Below are 20038 nucleotides of genomic sequence, written 5' to 3'. Positions count from 1 at the left end.
AAAAATATGCTTTTTACGTTACTTCTTTACTATACTTAGTCCTCAAATTCTTCTTTCAAGATTTTTTGAACATCCATAATCGTTTCTTCTTCTAAATCGGTTCTTTTTACCAACTCTGCAACACTAGTTTCTAATACGCTTCTAGCAGTATCTAAACCAATCTTTTTGAATTCAGTAATCACCCAACCTTCAATTTCATCTCCAAATTCTGTTAACTCTACGTCTTCTTCTTCTAGACCTTCTCTCTTAACGTCTATTTCGTAACCTGTTAACTCACTTGCCAAACGAATATTTACACCACCTCTACCAATTGCTTTAGAAACTTCTTCTGGTTTTAATAAAACGCTTACACGTCCTTTCTTACCGTTTCTTTCTTCTTCGAACATTTCTATTTCCATTGAAGTCACTTTTGCAGGACTTAATGCTCTTGAAATAAATAACTGTTCGTTTTTGGTATAGTTAATAACATCTATATTCTCATTACCTAATTCACGTACAATACCGTGAATTCTTGAACCTTTAACACCAACACAAGCTCCAACAGGGTCTATTCTATCATCATAAGAATCTACTGCTACTTTTGCTTTTTCTCCTGGTATTCTAGCAACTCCTTCGACAGTAATTAAACCATCAAATACTTCTGGAATTTCTTGCTCAAATAATTTATTTAAGAAAACTGGCGATGTTCTAGATAAGATAATCGCTGGTTTGTTTCCTCTTAATTCTACCGTCTTAATAATTCCTTTTACAGAATCTCCTTTTCTAAAAAAGTCTGAACGGATTTGCTCACTCTTTGGTAATACAATTTCATTCCCTTCATCATCTAACAAAATAATTGCATTGTGACGAATGTGATGTACTTCTGCGGTATATAACTCGCCTTCTAAATCTTTAAATTGTTTAAAGATATTTGTACTATCGTGCTCGTAAATTTTAGAAATTAAGTTCTGACGTAATGCTAAGATAGCTCTTCTACCTAAATCTATCAACTTAACTTCTTCAGACACATCTTCACCAATCTCAAAATCCGGCTCAATTAGTCTTGCTTCCGCTAATTCAATTTCTTCATTATCATCTTCAGAAAATCCATCTGCAACAACAACTCTGTTTCTCCAAATTTCTAAATCTCCTTTATCTGGGTTAATAATTATATCAAAATTATCATCCGAACCAAACTTACGTTTTAGGGCAGCTCTAAAAACCTCTTCTAAAATAGACATTAATGTTACTCTGTCTATACTCTTGTTATCTTTAAATTCTGAAAACGAATCAATTAATGCTATATTCTCCATTACATTTTTTGCTTAAAATACAATCTTCACTTTTGCTTCTTTAATATCCTTATAGGCTAATGTCGCTGTTTTTGTAACAGTAACTTTCCCTTTACCTATTGGTTTTGGCTCTCTTGCTTTCCAATTTAAAACAATTTTATCTTCATCTGCTTCAACCAAAGTCCCTTCAAATTCTTCTTCAGAAGTTTTTACTTTAAGTATTCTATTGATGTTTTTAATATATTGTCTTTTCACTTTTAATGGATGCGAAATGTCTGGTGTAGAAACTTCAAGAGAAAAATCTTCTTCTTCTCTATCAAAATTATTATCTACACTTCTACTAATTCTAATGCATTCACTTAAAGGAACACCATTATCACCATCTACTGTAACCTGAATTTTGTTGTTTTCTGAGATAGATAAATCTATCAAATATAACGACTCGTTTTCGGCCAGTGCTTCCTCTACTAAATTTCTTACCTTGGTTTGGTCCATTTTAAATCCTAAAATAAAATATAAAAAGAGGGGACTCTTTAGTCCCCTTCCTTCTCCATTTATTGTAAATTTCGGTGCAAATATACTAAATGTTTGGGATTTACCAAACTAAGTTTAAGTCAATTATTTTTTGTAACTTTATATATATTCATATTAACCTCTAATTTGCTGTCTTATGAAAAAAATTTTAGTCCCAATAGATTTTTCAAAAACATCTGAATATGCATCAAAAATGGCTGCAAAAATTGCTATAAAAACAAATGCTACCGTTTACCTTATTCACTTAATAGAGCTCCCTAAAGGCATTACAGATCTAGGTTTCGGAACTAAATTTAGTATTCCAGAAAGCATGCTTTATTTAAGAAAAGTTAGAGAAAAGGTACTTGAGTTTAAAGAAAACTTTTTTAACAAAGACACTCAGGTTAAGTATTTTATAAAATTAAACAATCCTTTTGAAGGTATACAAAAATATGCTGATAAAGTTGATGCAGATCTTATAATAATGGGGTCTAAAGGTCATTCTGAACTAGAAGAAATGCTTATTGGCTCTAACACAGAAAAAGTAGTACGAAACTCTAAAAGACCAGTTATTGTTGTAAAAAAAGACTGCGAAAAATTTAAATTAAAAAAATTAGTTTTTGCTTCTAATTTTAAAGAAGAGAACAAAGAAGTATTTGGTAAGCTTGTGAATTTTGCAAAAATTTTTAATAGCAATATTCATTTACTAAAAATAAACACTCCAGCTAACTTTCAACCAACTTCAGAGGCAAAACAAAAAATAAAAGACTTTATTACCGATTTTAATTTACCAAAATATAAAATAAACGTCTATAGTGATGTTTCTGTAGAAAAAGGCATCTTAAACTTTGCTACAGATATTAACGCAGACTTAATTGCCTTAAGCACTCACGGTAGAAGCGGTTTAGCGCATTTATTTACAGGTAGTGTTACCAAAAACCTGACTAAAAATGCCTTAAAACCAATGTTAACCATTAAGGTTTAGTTTGTTTCTAAACTTATTATAAAACGTAGAACACTTAAATGTTGCATATTCATGTTAGTATTAAGTAAAAAACAAAAAACCTCCATTCCTGGAGGTTTTTACATATAAAATATTTCTAATCTTTTTACAATAGATAATCTGTATTGATAAAGTTAGATGCTTTTTTATCTAATAACTCCTCTAAAATAGCATTGTTATAAGGAGTATCCTTAGACGCTACAAAAGTTCTAATAGAAAAAGAACGCAATGCATCATGTACACTTAAAGTTGCAACGGCCGAGTCTTTTCTACCTGTAAAAGGATACACATCTGGTCCCCTTTGAGCCGCACTATTTAAGTTTACTCTACAAACTAAGTTTACCAAAGTATCAATTAACGGCGCCAAAGTTTTTACTTCACTACCAAAAACACTTACTTGTTGGCCATAATTAGATTCTGCCATATCATCTAAAGGCTCTTGAATATTTTTAAAAGAAACAATAGGTGTTACTGGACCAAATTGTTCTTCTTGAAAAACTCGCATGTCTTTAGAAACTGGATATAAAACTGCTGGAAAAATATAATTTTCAGAAGTTTTCCCTCCTTTTTTGTTAATCACTTTTGCTCCTTTAGAAGTAGCATCATCTATTAACTCTTGAATATATGCTGGTTTTCCTGGTTCTGGTAAAGGTGTTAATTTCACACCCTCTTCCCATGGATTTCCAAACTTTAATGCATCTACTCTTTTAGCAAATCGTTTGTTAAATTTATCTACAATATGTTCATGAACATATAAAATCTTTAAAGCAGTACAACGCTGTCCATTAAAAGAAGTTGCACCAGAAAGACACTCATCTATTGCTAAGTCTAAATCTGCATCTGGCAATACAATTCCAGGGTTTTTAGCTTCTAAACCTAAAACTAAACGTAATCTATTTTTAAAAGGGTGATTTGCTTGAATGGCATTTGCAGATTTACTATTACCTATTAAAGCTAATACATCTACTTTACCCGTTTTCATGATAGGTGTTGCTAGAACTCTACCTCTACCATAAATTACATTTACCACGCCTTCTGGAAAACTATTTTGAAAAGCTTCTAACAACGGAGATAACAATAAAACCCCATGTTTTGCAGGTTTAAAAACAACTGTATTCCCCATAATTAATGCAGGGATTAACAATGCAAATGTTTCATTTAAAGGGTAATTATAAGGACCTAAACATAAAACTACACCTAAAGGACCACGTCTAATATGAGCATGTACTCCGCTATTTTTTTCAAACTTAGCAGAATCTCTATCCATTTGCTTATAATCCTCAATCGTATCGTAGATATACTCTATAGTTCTATCAAATTCTTTCTCTGAATCTGGTAAAGCTTTTCCAATTTCCCACATTAATAATTTTACAACCTCATCTCGTTTGGTTTTCATTTGCTCTGCAAACTCCTCCATACACTCAATTCTGTCTGCAACCCTCATTGTAGGCCATAAACCCTGTCCTTTATCATAAGCTCTATAAGCAGAATTCAATGCTTCTAAACCTTCTTCACCTGTTAAATTAGGAACAGTACCTAATAATGTTGGTTTGTAGTCTTTAGTTGATGAAATTGTAGAATATACTTCTGTAGTTTCTCCTTTCCATTCTTTTAACTCACCACTAACTAAATATGTTTTTTGGTGTAACGGTGATGTTATCTTATATGCTTCTGGAACTTCTGTAAATTGTTTCTTCATAAATTAATTTTATAAATTGTATAAAAAATAATAATTTAAAAAATAAATAACTCATTATTTATAGTTCAAAATTAACTAAAAATAACTGCAAAACACCTCATTTACACTTTTAAACACGAAATGGTTTTCGAGGTTCTATTTATATTACAAATTAAATTATCAATATAATTACACCAAAAATTGAAATAAATCTGGCTTGTTATTTAAGTAGTCGCCAAAAAAATTATTTTCTTTCATTCTTTTAATTAATGGCTCTAAATCTTGAGAAGATTTTAACTCTAAACCAACAACAGCAGACCCATTTGTTCTGTTATTCTTTTTGGTATATTCAAAATGAGTAATATCATCATTAGGACCTAAAATCTCTACCACAAATTCTTTTAATGCTCCTGCTCTTTGTGGAAACTTTACAATAAAGTAATGTTTAAGATTTGCATACAACAATGCACGTTCTTTAATTTCTGCAGTTCTTGTAATATCATTATTACTACCACTTACTACACAAACTACGTTTTTTCCTTTTATTTTATCAGCAAAAAAATCTAAAGCAGCAATACTTAAAGCACCAGCAGGTTCTACTACAATGGCATCTTTATTATATAAATCTAAAATTGTCTGACAAATCTTACCTTCGGGAACCGTAATTACTTCTGTTAAATTTTGTTGACAAATAGCAAAATTTAAATCGCCTACCCTCTTTACAGCTGCCCCGTCTACAAAAGGATCTATTTTATTTAACGTAGTATTTTCTTTATTTTTAAAAGACGTAAGCATAGAAGGAGCTCCTTCTGGCTCAACACCTATTATTTTAGTTTCTGGTGATAGATATTTAAAAACAGATGACAATCCTGCAGACAATCCTCCACCTCCAATAGGCACAAAAACATAATCTATTTTTTCTTTAGTTTGATTTAAAATTTCTAAACCAACAGTAGCCTGACCTTCAATAACCTTTTCATCATTAAAAGGATGAATAAACGTTTTATTTTTAGAGTCACATTCTAGTTTTGCGGCATCAGAAGCATCATCAAAAGTATCTCCTTCAATTACAATTTCAATAAAATCTTCACCAAACATTTTTACTTGGTTAATTTTTTGATTTGGCGTTGGAGACGGCATAAAGATAGTTCCCTTTATTTGCAATATTTTACAAGACAAAGCTACTCCTTGTGCATGATTCCCTGCACTGGCACAAACAATTCCTCGTTGTTTTTCATCTAAAGTTAAAGAAGACATCTTATTATATGCTCCTCTAATTTTATAAGAACGTACCACTTGTAAGTCTTCTCTTTTAAAAAGAATTGTTGCTTCTAGCTCTTTTGATAGATTAAAGTTTTTACTAAGTGGTGTCTCAAAAGCAACACCTTTTAAGTTTTCTAAAGCCTCTTTTACGCTTTCTAAACTGGGGTAATAAATTAGATTTGTTTGCATTAATCAAATGTAAAAAGAAAACCTGTCAGATTAAGAAATCTAACAGGTTTTTTTAATTCCATTTTTGGGGGGAAATGGTTTTTTATAGAAACCCTAATTTACAAATATTTTAGGATTTTTTATTATAAAAACATACTTTATTTATGCAGTTTTTACCACTTTCATTGCCGTCATAGAAGCTCTTAATTTCGCCCCTACTATTTCTACTGGATGATTTCTAATAATAGCGTTAATTCTAATTAACTCTTGGTTATCAACTCCGTTTTCTGAACTAAAAGATTTACCAATAACATCTGTTTTAACACCTTTCATAAAATCTGTTAATAAAGGCTTACAAGCATGGTCAAATAAATAACAACCATATTCTGCAGTATCAGAAATTACACGGTTCATTTCTGCCAATTTCATTCTTGCAATTGTATTTGCAATTAATGGCGTTTCGTGTAAAGACTCATAATAAGCAGAAGCAGCAATAATACCAGACTCTGTCATTGCTTCAAAAGCTAATTCTACACCTGCTCTTACAAAAGCAACTAATAAAGTTCCGTGGTCAAAGTATTCTTGTTCTGGAATTTCTTGATCAGTAACTTCTTGCTTCTCAAAAGCAGTTTCTCCTGTTGCAGCTCTCCAAGTTAATAAGTTTTTATCATCATTAGCCCAGTCTTCCATCATTGTTTTAGAGAAGTGACCTGTCATAATATCATCCATATGTTTTTGAAACAACGGACGCATAATGTCTTTTAATTCTTCAGATAATCTAAAAGCTTCTACTTTTGCAGGATTAGACAATCTGTCCATCATGTTAGTGATTCCTCCATGCTTTAAAGCTTCTGTAACAGTTTCCCAACCATATTGAATTAATTTAGCTGCATAACCTGGCTCAATTCCTTCTTCTACCATTTTATCAAAAGATAAAATTGCTCCTGTTTGTAACAAACCACATAAAATAGTTTGTTCTCCCATTAAATCAGATTTTACCTCAGCAACAAAAGAAGATTGTAAAACTCCGGCTTTATGTCCACCTGTTCCTACTGCATACGCTTTTGCTTCTGCCCAACCTTTTCCTTGTGGGTCATTCTCTGGGTGAACCGCAATTAGTGTTGGCACTCCAAATCCTCTTTTATATTCTTCTCTAACTTCAGATCCTGGAGATTTTGGCGCCACCATGATTACCGTTAAATCTTCACGAACTTTCATCCCTTCTTCAACAATATTAAAACCATGAGAATAAGACAATGTAGCTCCTTTTTTCATTAAAGGCATTACTGCATTTACAACATTTGTATGTTGTTTATCTGGCGTTAAATTAATAACAACATCTGCACTTGGTAACATTTCTTCATAACTACCAACTTCAAAATTATTTGAAGATGCGTTAATATAAGACTGTCTTTTTTGATCGATAGCAGCCTGTCTTAATGTATAAGAAATATCTAAACCAGACTCTCTCATATTTAAACCTTGGTTTAAACCTTGCGCTCCACAACCTACAATAACAATTTTCTTCCCTTTTAATGCTTCTACTCCGTCTTCAAATTCTGAAGCGTCCATAAAACGACATTTACCTAATTGTTCTAATTGTTCTCTTAATGTTAATGTGTTAAAATAATTTGACATTTTTATTGTTTTTGTTTGATATGTAAGACTCTAGAAGATAGAGAAAAAAAATAAACCGATAATAACATAAGAAGCCTATAATTTATACTCTTTTTTCTACACTCTTTTTATTTTAGTTGTTGTATGTTTCTAATAATGCTGAAATCTTCATTTCCTCTTTGGTAATTGCAATTAAACCAGAACGAGTATATTGCATAATACCAAACACACTTAATTGATTGTATAATGCTACTATTTCGTCTTGCTTACCTGATTTTTCTAAAACAAAAAACTCTTTATTAACAGTTACAATTCTAGCATTGCTTTCTTTAATTATATTCTGAATTTGACGTTCTTCGAACAACAACTCAGATTTAATTTTAAATAACCCAGAAATTTGATAGATAATCTCATCTTGATCATGGTAGTAAGCTTTTATAACCTCTACTTGTTTTTCTATCTGACCGATTATTTTCTTAACGTTTTCTTCGGCCATATTAACAACAATCGTAAATTTAGCAACTCCTTCAATTTCTGATGGAGAAATATTTAAACTTTCTATGTTGATGTGTCTTCTTTGAAAAATTGCCGAAATTCTATTCAACAATCCTATATTATTTTCTGTGTAAACAGATATGGTAAATAATTGTTTTTCTGTATTCATATTTTTAAAAGATGATAGAAGAAAGATATTAGAAAATAGACTTGCAAGGTCTTGTTATTTTGATAAAATCTTTATTCTTTGTTCTCTACTCTTTTCTCTAATTTTATTACGCTAGTCTTATATCTGAAACACTTGCTCCTGTAGGAATCATTGGAAAAACGTTTCCTTCTTTTTCTACACAAACCTCTAAAAAATAAGCTTCTTTACTTTCCATCATTTCTTTAACAGCTTCTGCTAAATCTTCTCGTTTAGTAACTTTTCTTGCTTTTATATAATACCCTTCTGCAATAGCAACAAAATTAGGGTTTACCATTTCTGTTGATGCGTAACGTTTATCGAAAAACAACTGTTGCCACTGACGTACCATTCCTAAGAAATCGTTATTTAAAACTACCACTTTTACAGCTGCTTTTTGCTGAAAAATAGTTCCTAATTCTTGAATCGTCATTTGGTAACCACCATCACCAGAAATAGAAACTACTTCTCTATCTGGTGCAGCCATTTTTGCTCCAATTGCCGCGGGTAAACCAAAGCCCATTGTACCCAAACCACCAGAAGTAATATTACTTTTAGTTTTATTGAATTCTGCATATCTACAAGCAATCATTTGGTGCTGACCAACATCAGAAACAATGGCAGCATTCCCTTTACTGTAAATATTAATTTGGTTTAAAACCTCACCCATTGTTAACCCTTCTTTGGTTGGGTGTATATCGTCTTTTATTACTTTTTCATACTCGATAGCATATAAATCTTTAAATTTCTGATGCCAATCTGTATGAGAATTTTCATTTATTAACGGTAAAATTGCTTCTAAGCTAGCTTTTGCATCCCCTAAAACAGCAACATCCGTTTTAACATTTTTATCTATTTCTGCTGGATCTATTTCAAAATGAATCACTTTTGCTTGTGTAGCATATTCATCTAACTTACCAGTAACCCTATCATCAAAACGCATTCCGACTGCAATTAAAACATCACATTCGTTAGTTAAAACATTAGGTGCATAATTACCATGCATACCAACCATACCTACATTTAAAGGATGTTTAGTAGGAATTGCAGAAGCTCCTAAAATTGTCCATGCAGAAGGAATTCCTGCTTTTTCAATAACTGCTTTAAACGCTTCTTCTGCCTTACTTAAAATAACTCCTTGGCCCCAAACCACTAATGGCTTCTTTGCAGAATTTATTAATGCTGCTGCTGCCTCAAGAGACGCAACATCAGTTTTAGGTACAGGAATATAACTTCTTATTTTAGTACACTTTTCATAAGAAAAATCAAACATTTCCATTTGTGCATCCTTAGTAATATCTACCAAAACAGGTCCCGGTCTTCCGCTTTTAGCAATATAAAATGCTTTTGCCATTGCTTCTGGAATATCTGCGGCTTTTGTAACCTGACAGTTCCATTTTGTAACTGGCGTAGAAATACCAACAATATCCGTTTCTTGAAATGCATCACTTCCCAATAAATGAGAAAAAACCTGACCTGTAATACACACCATTGGTGTAGAGTCTATTTGTGCATCTGCAATACCCGTAATTAAATTAGTTGCTCCCGGACCAGAAGTTGCAATACACACACCAACTTTACCAGAAATTCTTGCAAATCCCTGTGCAGAATGTGTTGCACCTTGTTCGTGACGCGTTAAAACGTGATGAATCTTGTCTTGATATTTATATAACTCATCATACACTGGCATAATTGCTCCTCCAGGATATCCATAAATTATTTTAGTATCTTCTTCTATTAAACACCTTACGATTGCTTCGCTACCAGAAATCCTTTCTGTAACTTTTGCTGAGTTTTGTTTATTTTTTATGGTTTGCGTTTCCATATTATATATTATTAAGCGTCAGTTATACATCCTTTAGATGCAGATGCTACTGATTTTGCGTATTTGTATAAAATTCCTTTTTTATGTTTTAATGGTGGTGCAACCCATTTCGTTTTTCTTTTAGCTAACTCTTCATCAGATAATAAAACGTTAATCGAATTGTCTTCTGCGCTAATTCTAATTTTATCTCCAGTTTCTAATAAGCCAATTGCACCTCCAGATTGTGCCTCTGGTGTAATATGTCCAACCACAAAACCATGGGTTCCTCCAGAAAAACGACCATCTGTAATTAAAGCTACAGATTTACCTAAACCTGCTCCCATAATTAAAGAAGTTGGTTTTAACATTTCTGGCATTCCTGGTCCTCCTTTAGGTCCAACATACCTAATGACGACTACATCTCCTCTTTCTACTTCTCCATTAGAAATACCTGTATTTGCAGCTTGTTCACCATCATACACAACAGCTTTTCCTTCAAAAAGTAAACCTTCGTTTCCAGAAATTTTAGCTACTGCTCCTTCTGTTGCAAGGTTTCCATATATAATTTGAATGTTTCCTGATGATTTTAATGCCTTATCTTTTGGATAAATCACATCTTGCTCATCAAATTCCATTGCTTCTACATCTGCAAGATTCTCTGCCAATGTTTTACCAGTAACCGTCATACAATCTCCATGTAAATATCCATTCTCTAATAAATATTTCATAATTGCAGGCGTTCCACCAATTCCGTGCACATCTTCCATTAAATATTTACCAGATGGTTTTAAATCTGCTATTAACGGAGTTCTGTCTGAAACTCTTTGAAAATCTGCCAACGTAAACTCAATATCTGCTGCGTGTGCTATTGCTAAAAAGTGTAACACTGCATTTGTAGATCCGCCTAAAGCATTTACAATTGCAATTGCATTTTCTAAAGACTTTTTAGTAATGATATCTAAAGGCTTTAAATCTAATTCTAATAAATTTTTAATAGCTAAAGCAGTTCTTTCTGCTTCAGATAATTTATTAGGATTTTCTGCCGGTATAGATGAGTTATAAGGTAAAGAGAACCCCATACATTCTATTGCAGAAGCCATGGTATTTGCAGTATACATACCACCACAAGCCCCAGCTCCTGGAATTGCTCTTTTTATAATTTCTCTATATTCTTCTTCTTCTATTTCTCCTGCTACTTTTTGACCTAAAGCCTCAAAAGCAGAAACAATATTTAATTTTTTTCCTTTATAATTTCCTGATGCAATGGTACCACCATACATCATAATTGATGGGCGGTTTAAACGTAACATTGCAATTACTGCTCCTGGCATGTTCTTATCACAACCAACAACAGAAACTAAAGCATCATAACTTTGAGCATTCATTACAGTTTCTATAGAGTCTGCAATAATATCTCTAGAAGCTAACGAGTAATTCATACCAGAAGTTCCCATAGAAATACCATCTGAAACTCCTATTGTATTGAATCCTAAACCGACTAAACCTGCAATCTTGCTTTCAATCTTGACTTCTGCTGCCAAGTTATTTAAATGCATATTACATGGGTTACCATCATAACCAGTGCTCGCAATACCAACTTGCGCTTTCTGCATGTCTTCATCCGTTAAACCTACCGCATACAACATTGCTTGTGATGCTGGTTGAGATTCATCTTGTGTTAATCTGCTACTGTGTTTATTTAGTTTCATTTAATGTTTTCTTCAATTTGTTGTCTAAATTACTATGTTTCTGTATTTTCATTGAATAAAATTCAATAATAATCTTTAAATTCACGTGTTTAAAAAACCACCTAAAGAACTGTTTTTCAGTTTTTTAATAACGTTTTAATATGATACTCAATCTTTAAAATAAAATCATAAAAAAACCTTCCATTTTAATGGAAGGTTCGTTTATAAAAAATATAAATATCACTTCCTTACCAATTCGTAATAATTACGTTGACATTGATAATAGAAATAATATTTAATAATTGTTTTTTCATTGGTGTAAATATTGCGATTAATATTTAAATACGCAACTAATATTTTTTTTATTGATAACCGCTTGTAAACAAGTCTAGCCCAGATTGAATGGTCTGTTTGAGCTCTTTTTTGTTTTTCTCAAAAAAAGCGAGTAATGAAAGCTGGAAATAGCTTCTAAAAAAATTAAATAATAGTACTTTGCCCCATATGAATGTTTTTAAAATTCATATTACTATCTTCTTGGTTTGCTATATAATCTGCAATAAAATCGCCCACTTTTGCTGTGGAAGCAGCGTATTGGTTTTTCCCTTTTAAATCTTGTGTTGTAATACCTAAGTCTAATGATTTTTCTACAGCTCTTTGTATCGCATCTGCCTCATCATGTAAACCTAAATGTTCTAGCATTAATGCTGCTGATAAAATAGACGCTAAAGGATTTGCAATATCTTTACCCGCTGCTTGCGGATATGAACCGTGAATTGGCTCGAATAATGCATTTTTTTCTCCTACCGAACTAGATGCTAAAATACCAATTGAACCTCCTATAACACAAGCTACATCTGAAATAACGTCTCCAAAAAGGTTTTCTGTTAAAATAACATCGAATCGTTTTGGGTTTAATACAATTTGCATTGCTGCATTATCTATAAACATAAAATCTAAAGCAACGTCTGGGTATTGTTCCCCAATTTTTGCAACAGTTTTTCTCCATAAACGAGAAGTTGCTAAAACATTTGCTTTGTCTATTAAAGTTACTTTTTTCTTTCTGTCTTGAGCTGCTTTAAAAGCTAAGTGTGTAATTCTAGAAATTTCATCTACGGTGTAAGAACAAACGTCTGATGCTTTTAAACCATCTTCACTTATTTCTTTTTTTCCGAAGTATATTCCAGATGTTAACTCTCTATAAATAACGATATCTGTTCCTGAAATGATCTCTTTTTTAAGAGGAGAGTTTTTAAGTAATTTAGGATACGCTTTTACAGGTCTTACATTACAGAACAATTCTAACTCTTGTCTTAAACGCAACAAACCTTGTTCTGGTCTTATTTTTAAGGTTGGGTCATTATCATACTTTAATTCTCCAATAGCTCCACATAAAATTGCATCGGCATTTTTACATATTTCTATGGTTTCTTGCGGTAATGGATCACCCGTTTTATCAATTGCACAAGCGCCCATTTGAGCTTCTTTATATAAAAATATATGGTCGTAAACTTCTGCAACAGCATCTAAAGCTTTCTTTGCTTGTGTGGTTACTTCTGGTCCAATACCATCTCCTGGGATTATTGCAATTGTATATTTCATCCTGTACTTGTAAAAATTATTCTGTTTATCAAAGGTAGTTGATTATTTTAAAATAGTTGTCTTAAAATTCACAACTACCCCTGAAGACAAAGTTTTTTTTATGCTGTTGCTACTTTAGAAATTTTACCAACCTCTTTCATAATAGCATGAATATCATCATCTTTTACTTCTTTTTGCTTATCTGCAGTACTTAAAAAAGCATCATAAGCAATATCTAGCTGCACTTTAGTTAATTCATAACCAACCTTTTTAGCTCTGTACGCCAACGCTGCTCTACCACTTCTTGCAGTTAAAACAATAGCACTTTCTGTAACACCAACATCTTCAGGATCCATAATTTCATATGTTTCTCTGTTTTTGATTACGCCATCTTGATGTATACCAGAACTATGCGCAAATGCATTTGCACCTACAATAGCTTTGTTTGGTTGTACTGGCATCCCCATACTTTCTCTAACCATTATACTTGTATCATACAATAGTTTTGTATTGATACTTGTTTCTAGGTTTAAATATGGATGTTGCTTTAACACCATAACTACTTCTTCTAACGCGGTGTTACCTGCTCTTTCTCCAATACCATTAATTGTACACTCTATTTGACGTGCACCATTTATAACACCTGCTATTGAATTTGCTGTTGCCATACCTAAATCGTTATGACAGTGACATGAAAGAATAACATTATCTATTCCTTTTACGTTTTCACGTAAATATTTAATTTTTGCACCATATTCTTCTGGTAAACAATATCCTGTTGTATCTGGAATGTTTAAAACTGTTGCTCCTGCTTTAATAACTGCCTCACAAACTCTTGCCAAATATTCATTATCTGTTCTACCTGCATCTTCTGCATAAAACTCCACATCTTCTACAAAAGATTTAGAATAAGAAACTGCTTTTACTGCACGTTCTATTACTTCTTCTCTAGAGGAATTAAATTTAAATTTTATATGAGAATCACTGGTACCAATACCCGTATGAATTCTTGGGTATTTTGCATACTTTAGTGCTTCTGCAGCTACTTTAATATCATTTTCTACAGCTCTGGTTAACCCACAAACTGTTGCATTTTTTATAATTTTTGAAATCTCGGTTACTGAAATAAAATCTCCTGGGCTAGAAACCGGAAAACCAGCTTCAATTACATTTACACCCAACAAATCTAATCTTTCAGCAATTACCAATTTTTGTTTTGTATCTAACTTACACCCAGGGACCTGCTCCCCATCTCTCAATGTTGTATCAAAAATTTGAACCTTGTTATCTTGCATAATTTCTGTAAAGATTATCTTATTTAAACTCAAATGTATATATTGAACTTAAAATAAATAGTTATTTTTACAGTTCCGTACGATTTCTAATATCACCTATAAAAACTCAAACACCTAATTACCAGTTTTTTATGAGTAAAAATGTTACATCAGCCAATCAACAAAATGATGCTCTATTTGTTTTAATTAAGTCTTTAACTAAATCAGAAAAGAGGCAATTTAATTTATATGTAGGAAGATTAGGTGGAAACATCGATGCTAAGTTTTTTTCTTTATTTAAATTTTTAGAAAAACTTAAAGTATATGATGAAAAAGTGATCATTGGTAGCGGAATTGTTTCTAAACAACAACTCTCTAACCTAAAGGCACATTTATATAAACAGATTTTAATTAGTTTACGTTTAAATCCTGCTCATAAAAATGTACGAATTCAAATTAGAGAACAATTAGATTTTGCTACTGTTTTATACCAAAAAGGATTATACAAACAAAGTTTAAAACTGCTAGAAAAAGCCAAACACATGGCTTTAGATACAGAAGAAAAAAATATTGCTTACGAAATTGTAGAGCTAGAAAAAGTAATTGAAACACAATACATAACAAGAAGTTTAAGTAATAGAGCAAACCAACTCTCTATTGAAGCAAAAGAACTAAGCCAAGACAATGTAATTGCCAGTAAACTCTCTAACCTATCTTTACAACTATACAGTCATTTAATACAAAATGGTTATGTAAAAAATATAGAAGAGCTAGAGTTTGTGGACAAATACTTTAGTGACCGAATGCCAAAATATGATTATCAGAAACTAGGTTTTCGTGAAAAACTATGGTTATACAAAGCACATTTATGGCATAGTTTTTTAGTGCAAGATTTTTTATTGAGCTATAAATACGCTAAAAAATGTGTCGACTTATTTGATTCTCCAAAACTAATAAATACACACCCAGTTTTCTATTTAAAATCTAAGAACTACTTACTAGAAGCTTCATTTTTAGTAAAAAAAGTATCTACATTTAAAAGAGAATTATCCCTTTTTGAGTCTGAAATAGATCAAAAAGAAATACCAATGAATACCAATACAGAGTTGTTAATATTTCTATATCTGTATTCTAACAAATTACATTTTCATTTCTTAGAAGGTTCTTTTGAAAAAGGAGAATATTTGGTTGATATTATCAACAATAAAATTGATAAATATAAAAACAGATTAGACAATCATTACATCGTTTTACTATACTACAAAATTGCTTGTTTGTATTTTGGAATGGGTAAAAACAAGTTATGTATTATCTATTTACAAAAGATTATTAAGTCTAAAAACATAGGCTCTGCAGAAGATTTACAATGTTTTGCACGTATCTTAAACTTAATTGCACATTATGAATGTGGATTAGATTACGACTTAGAAAGACAGTTTGTAGACACCTACAAGTTTTTATTAAAAATGGAAAATTTACAAGAAGTTCAAAAAGTTTTTCTAACTTCTATTAGAGATTTAAGCGATGTTTTTCCGCATGAAATAAGAAATGAGTTTAAGAAAATTCATGCCAAATTAAAGAAATTCGAGAACCATCCTTATGAAAAAAGAGCCTTCCTATACCTAGATATCTTATCTTGGTTAGAAAGTAAAATTCAGAATAAACCGATTGCTCTAATAATTAAAGAAAAAATAAAACCAATTAGTAAATAATATCAAAATTACATTAGAAATAGCATATTTTTAATAATACTGCATAAATCATTAAATTTCAGGAAATAATCTCTACCAAAAGGCAAAAGATTAAATAATACTCCTATTTTTGTCTTGTGAATTTATCGTATACACATACTAATTCTTCTAAAACTACAAACGTAGTTTATACTTCTATGCGCACAATTATCCGCACAACTACAACAATTACCCTTTAGGGGTTCTGCTATATTCATATCACCACAGGTTATATATTGTTTCGAATAACATCGAAACAAACTCAATAAAATATTTAATTACACAAACTATTCATTAGAAATGAAAGTATTAAAATTTGGCGGTTCATCTGTCGCAAACTCAGAAAACATACAAAAAGTCTTAGCTATTGTTGCTAAAGAATCTAAAAACCAAAAAGTTGCAGTAGTAGTTTCTGCTTTCGGAAAAACAACCAATAATCTTTTAGCAGGCGCCAACGAAGCTTTAAATAATATTAGCGTAGCAAAAGAGATTATAGAAAACCTTAAAGAACTACACTTTAATGTTATTGACGATTTAGTTAAAAAAAATAAACAAGAGGTTTCAGAAGAAGTTACATCTCTATTTAATAGATTAACGTCTATATATGAAGGAATCTTTTTATTACAAGAATTATCTGACAAAACACTTGCAAAAGTTTCTAGTTTTGGAGAAAGACTTTCTTCTTACATTATTGCAAATGCTGCAAAAGAATTATTTGACGCCAACCATAAAGAAAGTAGAGATTTAATCATTACAAATAATGAGTACTTAAATGCTCAAGTAAATTTTAAAGTCACAAACAAAAATATCACTTCATTTTTCGAAGAAAATAAGCATCAGGTTATTGTTTTAGGTGGTTTTATTTCTTCTAATGTTTTTGAAGAAACAACTACATTAGGTAGAGGTGGTTCTGATTTTACTGCAGCTATTTATGCTGCCGCTTTAGAGGCTAACGAATTACAAATATGGACAGACGTTAGTGGTATGTATACTGCCAACCCAAGAGTTGTAAAACAAGCATATCCTATTTCAGAAATCTCTTATGAAGAGGCTATGGAATTGTCACATTTTGGTGCAAAAGTTTTGTATCCACCAACAATTCAGCCTGCCTTAAGAAAAGAAATTGCCATCAGAATTAAAAATACATTTGAACCAGAAAGTGCTGGAACATTAATTTGCAAGAATCCTAAAAACGGGAATGAAGTAAAAGGAATTTCTCACATAGAAGACATTAGTTTAATTACTTTAGAAGGCGGTGGAATGGTAGGAATTCCTGGTTTTTCTAAACGTTTGTTTGAAACACTTTCTGTTGCAAAAATAAATGTTGTCTTTATAACACAAGCTTCATCAGAACATTCTATTTGTGTAGGTGTTTTTGAAAATGATGCTGCAAAAGCAAAAGAGCTTTTGGATGAAACTTTTAGCATAGAAATAGACAAGAAAAAAATAAAACCAATTATTGTAGAAAGCAACTTGGCAATTATTGCGGTTGTTGGTGAAAGCATGAAAAACTACCAAGGTTTAAGCGGACAAATGTTTAGCGCCTTAGGTAGAAATAATGTAAATGTTAGAGCAATTGCACAAGGTTCATCAGAAAAAAACATCTCTGCAGTTATTAATAAATACGATGCAAAAAAGGCATTAAATACGTTACATGAGCAATTCTTTGAAGAAAGAACAAAACAGTTAAACTTATTTGTAACTGGTGTTGGTAATGTTGGTGAGCGCTTTTTAGCTCAAATACATCAACAAAAGAAATTCTTAAAAGAGAACTTAAAATTAAGTATTAAGGTTATCGGAATTGCTAATTCTAGAAAAATGGCTTTCGATGATAATGGTATCGATCTAGATAATTGGAAAGATGCTTTAGAAAACGGAGAACCTACAACTTTAGACAGTTTTCATAAAAAAGTTAAAGAAAGCAATCATATTAATAGTGTTTTTATAGACAATACTGCAAATCAGCAAGTATCAGAAATCTATGAAAAATACTTACGTGATAGTATTTCTGTAGTAACTTGTAACAAAATCGCATGTGCTTCTAGTTTTGATAACTATAAAAACCTAAAACATCTTTCTAGAAAATACAATGCTTCTTTCTTATTTGAAACTAATGTTGGTGCAGGATTACCAATTATAGATACTTTAAAGAATTTAGTAAACTCTGGCGATAGAGTCAATAAAATTCAAGCTGTTTTATCTGGAAGTTTAAATTTTGTTTTCAATAACTTTAATGCAGATTCAACTTTCCATGACGTGGTTGCTGCAGCTCAGAAAGAAGGTTATACAGAACCAGATCCAAAAATTGATTTAAGCGGAGTTGATGTTGCTAGAAAGATTTTAATTTTAGCGAGAGAAAGTGGTTATAAAATGGAATTAGAAGACATTGCAAAAAATGCCTTTTTACCTGAAAAAAGTTTAAAAACCACTAATAATAATGATTTTTATGCATCATTAACTAAAAACGAAGCACATTTTCAAAATATATTTAAAGAAGCAAATGACAAAGATTGTCGCTTAAAATATGTTGCTGAATTTGCTGACGGAAAAGCAAATGTTGGTTTACAACACATTCCGTCAGACCATCCTTTTTATAATTTAGAAGGAAGTGATAATATTGTATTATTCTTTACAGACAGATACCCAGAAAATCCTTTAATTATAAAAGGTGCTGGTGCTGGTGCAGATGTTACTGCTTCTGGTATTTTTGCTGATGTAATTAGAATTGCAAATAAATAAAAAAGCATTCAGTTAACAGTAGCAGTTTTCAGTTAGCAACTGACTGAAAACTGAGACTGAAAACTGCAAACTAAAAAATATGGATTATTTAAAAATTTTTGCTCCCGCTACTGTTGCTAATGTTTCTTGCGGATTCGATTCTCTAGGTTTTGCTGTTGATGCAATTGGAGATGAAATGACCTTTACAAAAACGACTGAAAAAGGCGTTAAAATAACAAATATCACTGGTGCAAATTTAACGTATAATGTTGATGAAAATGCTGCAAGTGCTGTTGTTAAGAAAATACTGAATGAAGCAAACGCAGATTTCGGAATTGAATTAACAATTCACAAAGGTTTTTCTCCAGGAAGTGGATTAGGAAGTTCAGCTGCTAGTGCTGCAGGTGCTGCTTTTGGTGCAAACCAATTATTAGGGAATATTTACTCGGACTTAGAGTTGACTAAATTTGCCATGTTTGGAGAAGAAGTTGCTTGCGGAACTCCAATTGCAGACAATGTTTCTGCTGCTATATATGGTGGTTTTGTTTTAGTGAGAAGCTACAGTCCTTTAGAAATTATAAAATTACCGGTTCCTAGTGAATTAAGAGTTGTAGCCATTCATCCGCAGGTAGAAGTAAAAACAAAAGATGCTAGAGAAGTTTTACCAACAGAAATAGCCTTGAAAGACGCTGTTACGCAATGGGCAAATGTTGGTGGTTTAATTAGTGGTTTATATTCCGATAATTACAAGCTAATTAGTAATTCTTTAGTAGATATTATAGTAGAACCTCATAGAAAAAAATTAATTCCGTTTTTTGACGATGTTAAAAATGCAGCAACAAAAGCAGGTGCTTTAGGTGCTGGAATTAGTGGTTCTGGTCCAACAATTTTTGCACTTTGTAAAGGTGATAAAATTGCCAAAGATGTTTATAAAAGCATCGAAGAAAGTTATAAAAATACAGGTATTGACTTTGAAATGTTTATTTCGAAAGTGAATCACGAAGGAATAAAAATATTAGAATAATCGTCATTACAAAGGAAGAATGACTGAAGT

14 protein-coding genes are annotated in these 20038 nt (G+C 31.6%); 4 read left to right on the top strand and 10 right to left on the bottom strand.

Annotated elements, in window-relative coordinates; genetic code table 11:
- Positions 1–35 precede the first annotated feature (35 nt).
- Positions 36–1292 (bottom strand): transcription termination factor NusA, encoded by a 1257-nt coding sequence (gene nusA, locus WG945_RS12295; RefSeq protein WP_068449573.1) that lies wholly within the window; start codon positions 1290–1292, stop codon positions 36–38.
- Positions 1293–1304: 12 nt separating this feature from the next.
- Positions 1305–1766, bottom strand: coding sequence for a ribosome assembly cofactor RimP (gene rimP, locus WG945_RS12290; protein WP_068449574.1), 462 nt, complete (start codon positions 1764–1766; stop codon positions 1305–1307).
- A 175-nt stretch (positions 1767–1941) separates the two neighbouring features.
- Between rimP and WG945_RS12285 the strand changes: the two genes are divergently transcribed.
- On the top strand, positions 1942–2769 hold the full coding sequence (locus WG945_RS12285; protein ID WP_068449575.1) for a universal stress protein: 828 nt from the start codon (positions 1942–1944) through the stop codon (positions 2767–2769).
- Between the two features lie 124 nt (positions 2770–2893).
- Here WG945_RS12285 and WG945_RS12280 read toward each other — a convergent pair whose 3' ends face one another.
- The 8 genes from WG945_RS12280 to WG945_RS12245 all read right to left on the bottom strand — a co-directional run bounded on the left by WG945_RS12280 (position 2894) and on the right by WG945_RS12245 (position 14557).
- Positions 2894–4486, bottom strand: coding sequence for an NADP-dependent glyceraldehyde-3-phosphate dehydrogenase (locus WG945_RS12280; RefSeq protein ID WP_068449576.1), 1593 nt, complete (start codon positions 4484–4486; stop codon positions 2894–2896).
- Positions 4487–4654: 168 nt separating this feature from the next.
- Positions 4655–5917 (bottom strand): threonine ammonia-lyase IlvA, encoded by a 1263-nt coding sequence (ilvA, locus tag WG945_RS12275; RefSeq protein ID WP_068449577.1) that lies wholly within the window; start codon positions 5915–5917, stop codon positions 4655–4657.
- 141 nt (positions 5918–6058) lie between these two features.
- Positions 6059–7534: a ketol-acid reductoisomerase gene (gene ilvC / locus WG945_RS12270; RefSeq protein WP_068449578.1), complete on the bottom strand. Its 1476-nt coding sequence runs from the start codon at positions 7532–7534 to the stop codon at positions 6059–6061.
- A 112-nt stretch (positions 7535–7646) separates the two neighbouring features.
- Positions 7647–8177 (bottom strand): acetolactate synthase small subunit, encoded by a 531-nt coding sequence (ilvN, locus tag WG945_RS12265; protein WP_068449579.1) that lies wholly within the window; start codon positions 8175–8177, stop codon positions 7647–7649.
- Between the two features lie 106 nt (positions 8178–8283).
- Positions 8284–10017 carry a biosynthetic-type acetolactate synthase large subunit gene (gene ilvB, locus WG945_RS12260; protein WP_068449580.1) on the bottom strand — a complete coding sequence of 578 codons (1734 nt, stop codon included), beginning with the start codon at positions 10015–10017 and terminating at the stop codon, positions 8284–8286.
- 11 nt (positions 10018–10028) lie between these two features.
- The gene (ilvD, locus tag WG945_RS12255) at positions 10029–11705 is read right to left on the bottom strand and encodes a dihydroxy-acid dehydratase (protein ID WP_068449581.1); all 1677 of its coding nucleotides are present in this window, start codon (positions 11703–11705) and stop codon (positions 10029–10031) included.
- Between the two features lie 456 nt (positions 11706–12161).
- On the bottom strand, positions 12162–13283 hold the full coding sequence (gene leuB / locus WG945_RS12250) for a 3-isopropylmalate dehydrogenase (protein ID WP_068449582.1): 1122 nt from the start codon (positions 13281–13283) through the stop codon (positions 12162–12164).
- Positions 13284–13381: 98 nt separating this feature from the next.
- On the bottom strand, positions 13382–14557 hold the full coding sequence (locus WG945_RS12245) for a 2-isopropylmalate synthase (protein WP_082864223.1): 1176 nt from the start codon (positions 14555–14557) through the stop codon (positions 13382–13384).
- A gap of 131 nt (positions 14558–14688) precedes the next feature.
- Between WG945_RS12245 and WG945_RS12240 the strand changes: the two genes are divergently transcribed.
- From WG945_RS12240 to WG945_RS12230, 3 genes are all read left to right on the top strand, one after another.
- Positions 14689–16248: a hypothetical protein gene (locus tag WG945_RS12240; protein WP_068449583.1), complete on the top strand. Its 1560-nt coding sequence runs from the start codon at positions 14689–14691 to the stop codon at positions 16246–16248.
- A 318-nt stretch (positions 16249–16566) separates the two neighbouring features.
- Positions 16567–19005 (top strand): bifunctional aspartate kinase/homoserine dehydrogenase I, encoded by a 2439-nt coding sequence (gene thrA, locus WG945_RS12235; RefSeq protein ID WP_068449584.1) that lies wholly within the window; start codon positions 16567–16569, stop codon positions 19003–19005.
- Between the two features lie 79 nt (positions 19006–19084).
- Positions 19085–20008 carry a homoserine kinase gene (locus WG945_RS12230; protein WP_068449585.1) on the top strand — a complete coding sequence of 308 codons (924 nt, stop codon included), beginning with the start codon at positions 19085–19087 and terminating at the stop codon, positions 20006–20008.
- Positions 20009–20038: the final 30 nt, after the last annotated feature.

Origin of the sequence: Polaribacter atrinae, assembly GCF_038023995.1 — a bacterium.
In the GTDB taxonomy this organism is placed as follows: domain Bacteria; phylum Bacteroidota; class Bacteroidia; order Flavobacteriales; family Flavobacteriaceae; genus Polaribacter; species Polaribacter atrinae.
This window is presented reverse-complemented; position numbering and strand designations above follow the sequence as displayed.